The sequence below is a fragment of the Mycobacterium sp. genome, assembly GCF_049281135.1.
GTDB lineage: Bacteria > Actinomycetota > Actinomycetes > Mycobacteriales > Mycobacteriaceae > Mycobacterium.
In genome coordinates, this window is record NZ_JBAPRN010000225.1 from 1 (window position 1) to 2,981 (window position 2,981).

Here is a 2,981-nt window from a genome sequence, read left to right on the forward strand (position 1 = left end):
GACCGGAGGTGTTGAGCTACGAGCTTGTTCGACAAGTTCTGCGCGATCCCCGGTTTCGCATGCCGAAGGGGGTCGCGCTCGCGGCACAAGGCATCACCAGCGGCCCGGTCTGGGACAAGGTCACCGCAGGCCTGTTGAGTCGGGACGGCGCCGATCACAATCGGTTGCGTCGGCTCGTCTCCAAGGCGTTCACCCCACGGTCAACCGCACGACTGAAGGCCACGATCGCCGGGGTCATCACCGAACTGGTCGACCCGGTGACCAGCATCGGGCGCTGCGACGTGGTCTCCGACATCGCCCGCCGGTATCCGATTGCGATCATCAGCGGGTTGCTCGGCGCCCCACGTCACGACTGGCAACGGTTTTCTGACTGGGCTGACGACATCTTCAAGCTCCTCACATGGAACGTCGCCAACGACACTCCGATCATCATGGCGGCCTTCGACGAACTCGACGCCTACATCGAGGACATGATCGCTCGGCGGCGCCACAGCCTTACCGACGACTTGGTCTCTGAGCTGATTCGTGCCGAAGATGACGGCGACCGGCTCACTTCCGGCGAGCTCGTCATGCTCGCGGAAGGCCTGTTGATGGCGGGCACCGACACCACGCGCAATCAGTTGAGCGCCGCCGTGCAGGCTCTGTGCGATCACCCTGAGCAATGGGACCTGCTGGCTGCGCGTCCCGAACTCGCACCACAGGCAGTCGAGGAGCTCATGCGCTATAACCCGGTCATTTTCGGCACCATCCGCCAGCCTGTCGAGGATGTCGAACTCGACGGCGTGACGGTGCGGGCGGGCACGCACCTGATGGTCAATACCGCCGCCGCCAACCGCGACCCCGCCGTCTATGACGATCCCGACCGCCTCGACATCACCCGCGAGGGGGCGGCGAGCATGCTGACGTTCGGCGGCGGCATTCATTACTGCCTGGGAGCACACCTGGCCAGAGCCGAACTCGCCGAAGCCCTAGCCGTGATCACACGCCGGATGCCCAACCCGCGCCGTAGCGGCCCGGCCCCATGGAAGCCGCTAATGGGCATCACCGGCCCGACAACCTTGCCCATCGAATTCGACGCCGGATACTGAATACGCCGGAGTCAACTACAGCGCCGCTGGTAGGAGCCCACAACGACCGCGATGCGTTGACGGTATGCTCGCCAACGCGTTGATTTCGCGCACGCGTCGTAAAGCCAACCGACAGGAGCCAGTGCAATGAAGCGCACGTTAGCAAGCGCCGGTATCACGATTGCCGTCGTCGCAGTGGGGATCAGCCTCACCGGATGTAGCTCCTCGCCGAGCAGCAACAACGCGGCGAGCAACACGTCCGCCGCGGGAAGCGCGGCGACCTCGGCAACCACCGCCAAACCGCAGTCGAAAGTGGCGCCGCGGATCACCGCGCAAGGGCCCAACCCCTCGATCGCGAGCTATATCCAGGACAGCCACATCACCGCGACACCAGTCCACAAGGGTGACCCCGGCGCGCCGACCGTCAACTTCCCGATTCCGGACGGCTGGGCCGACGCCGGACCCGACACCCCGGCCACCGCCTACTGGGCCATCGTCGACACCGGTCCGGAGGCGGCCAAATACACCCCCAGCATCGTGGCGACGCTGTCCAAGCTCGACGGCGATGTAGACCCGCAGAAGCTGATCGAACTCGCCGCCGGTGGAACCAAAAATCTGCCCGGTTTCAAGCAGATGGGCGAGGGCAATGAGGACAACCTGGGCGGTTCTCCCGCCTACCAGCTAGGCGGCACCTGGACGCAAGACGGCCAGGAGAAGGCGGTTGCGGACAAAGTCGTCGTGATCGATGGGAAAGACAACATCTACCTGCTGGAGCTCAACGCTGATCTCCTTCCGGACCAGGTCCCGCAGGCGCTGCCGGCGACGGTCACCATCGACGAGAAGACGACGATCAACGTCGGATAGTGCCCGCGGCGGCCTGACGGTCCGCCGGGCATTCCTAGACTGATCCGGTGCGTCTCGTCTTTGCCGGAACACCGGAACCCGCGCTGCCCGCGCTGCGCAGTCTGATCGACTCGCCGCGTCATGAGGTGATCGCGGTGCTCACCCGGCCGGATGCTGCCTCGGGCCGCCATGGCAAGACGCAGCCGTCACCGGTAGCCCGTCTCGCTCTGGAGCAGGGCATCCCGGTGCTGCGTCCGGAACGGCCCAACTCTGCGGAGTTCGTCGCAGAGCTATCAGATCTGCAGCCTGACTGCTGTCCGGTGGTGGCCTTCGGCGCACTTTTGCGTGACGAACTGCTGGCGGTTCCGGCGCACGGCTGGGTCAACCTGCACTTCTCGTTGCTGCCCGCCTGGCGTGGGGCGGCCCCGGTGCAGGCGGCGATCGCGGCAGGTGACGCCGTCACCGGTGCGACGACGTTTCAGATCGAAGCCGGTCTGGACTCCGGGCCGGTTTACGGTGTGGTCACCGATTCGGTGCGCCCGATCGACACTGCGGGGGATCTGCTTGACCGGCTGGCGATTTCGGGTGCGGCGTTGCTGTCAGCCACTCTGGACGGCATCGCGGACGGGACGCTCAGCCCGGTCCCGCAGTCGTCTGACGGCGTCAGCATCGCGCCGAAGATCACCGTCGAACAGGCTCGCGTCCGATGGGACCTTCCGGCCGAGGTGGTCGAGCGGCGCGTCCGCGCCGTGACACCGAACCCGGGGGCGTGGACCCTGATCGGTGATCTGCGCGTCAAACTGGGGCCGGTGTACATCGACACCGACGGGCAAAACCTGCCAAAGCCGCTGTCGCCCGGCGACATTCACGTTGACCGCCGCAGTGTGCGGATCGGCACTGCCTCGCAGCCGGTACGGCTCGGCAAAGTGCAGGCACCGGGCAAGAAGCCGATGAACGCCGTCGACTGGGCCAGGGGAGCCCGCCTCGAGCCATCTGTGCGCGCGTCATGACCCCGCCACCGGACAGGCCGCGCCGCGAGCGGCCGACCGCGCGCACCCCGCAGCGATCAGC

General features: G+C 66.3%; 3 protein-coding genes. All 3 read left to right on the plus strand.

Annotated elements, in window-relative coordinates; translation table 11 throughout:
* On the plus strand, positions 1 to 1,088 hold a 1,088-nt coding region (locus WAN02_RS09280), incomplete at its 5' end, for a cytochrome P450 (RefSeq protein ID WP_422263862.1).
* 126 nt (positions 1,089 to 1,214) lie between these two features.
* Positions 1,215 to 1,931 carry an LpqN/LpqT family lipoprotein gene (locus tag WAN02_RS09285; protein ID WP_422263863.1) on the plus strand — a complete coding sequence of 239 codons (717 nt, stop codon included), beginning with the start codon at positions 1,215 to 1,217 and terminating at the stop codon, positions 1,929 to 1,931.
* Positions 1,932 to 1,978: 47 nt separating this feature from the next.
* Complete coding sequence (fmt, locus tag WAN02_RS09290; protein ID WP_422263864.1) at positions 1,979 to 2,920, plus strand: methionyl-tRNA formyltransferase; 942 nt, start codon at positions 1,979 to 1,981, stop codon at positions 2,918 to 2,920.
* Positions 2,921 to 2,981: the final 61 nt, after the last annotated feature.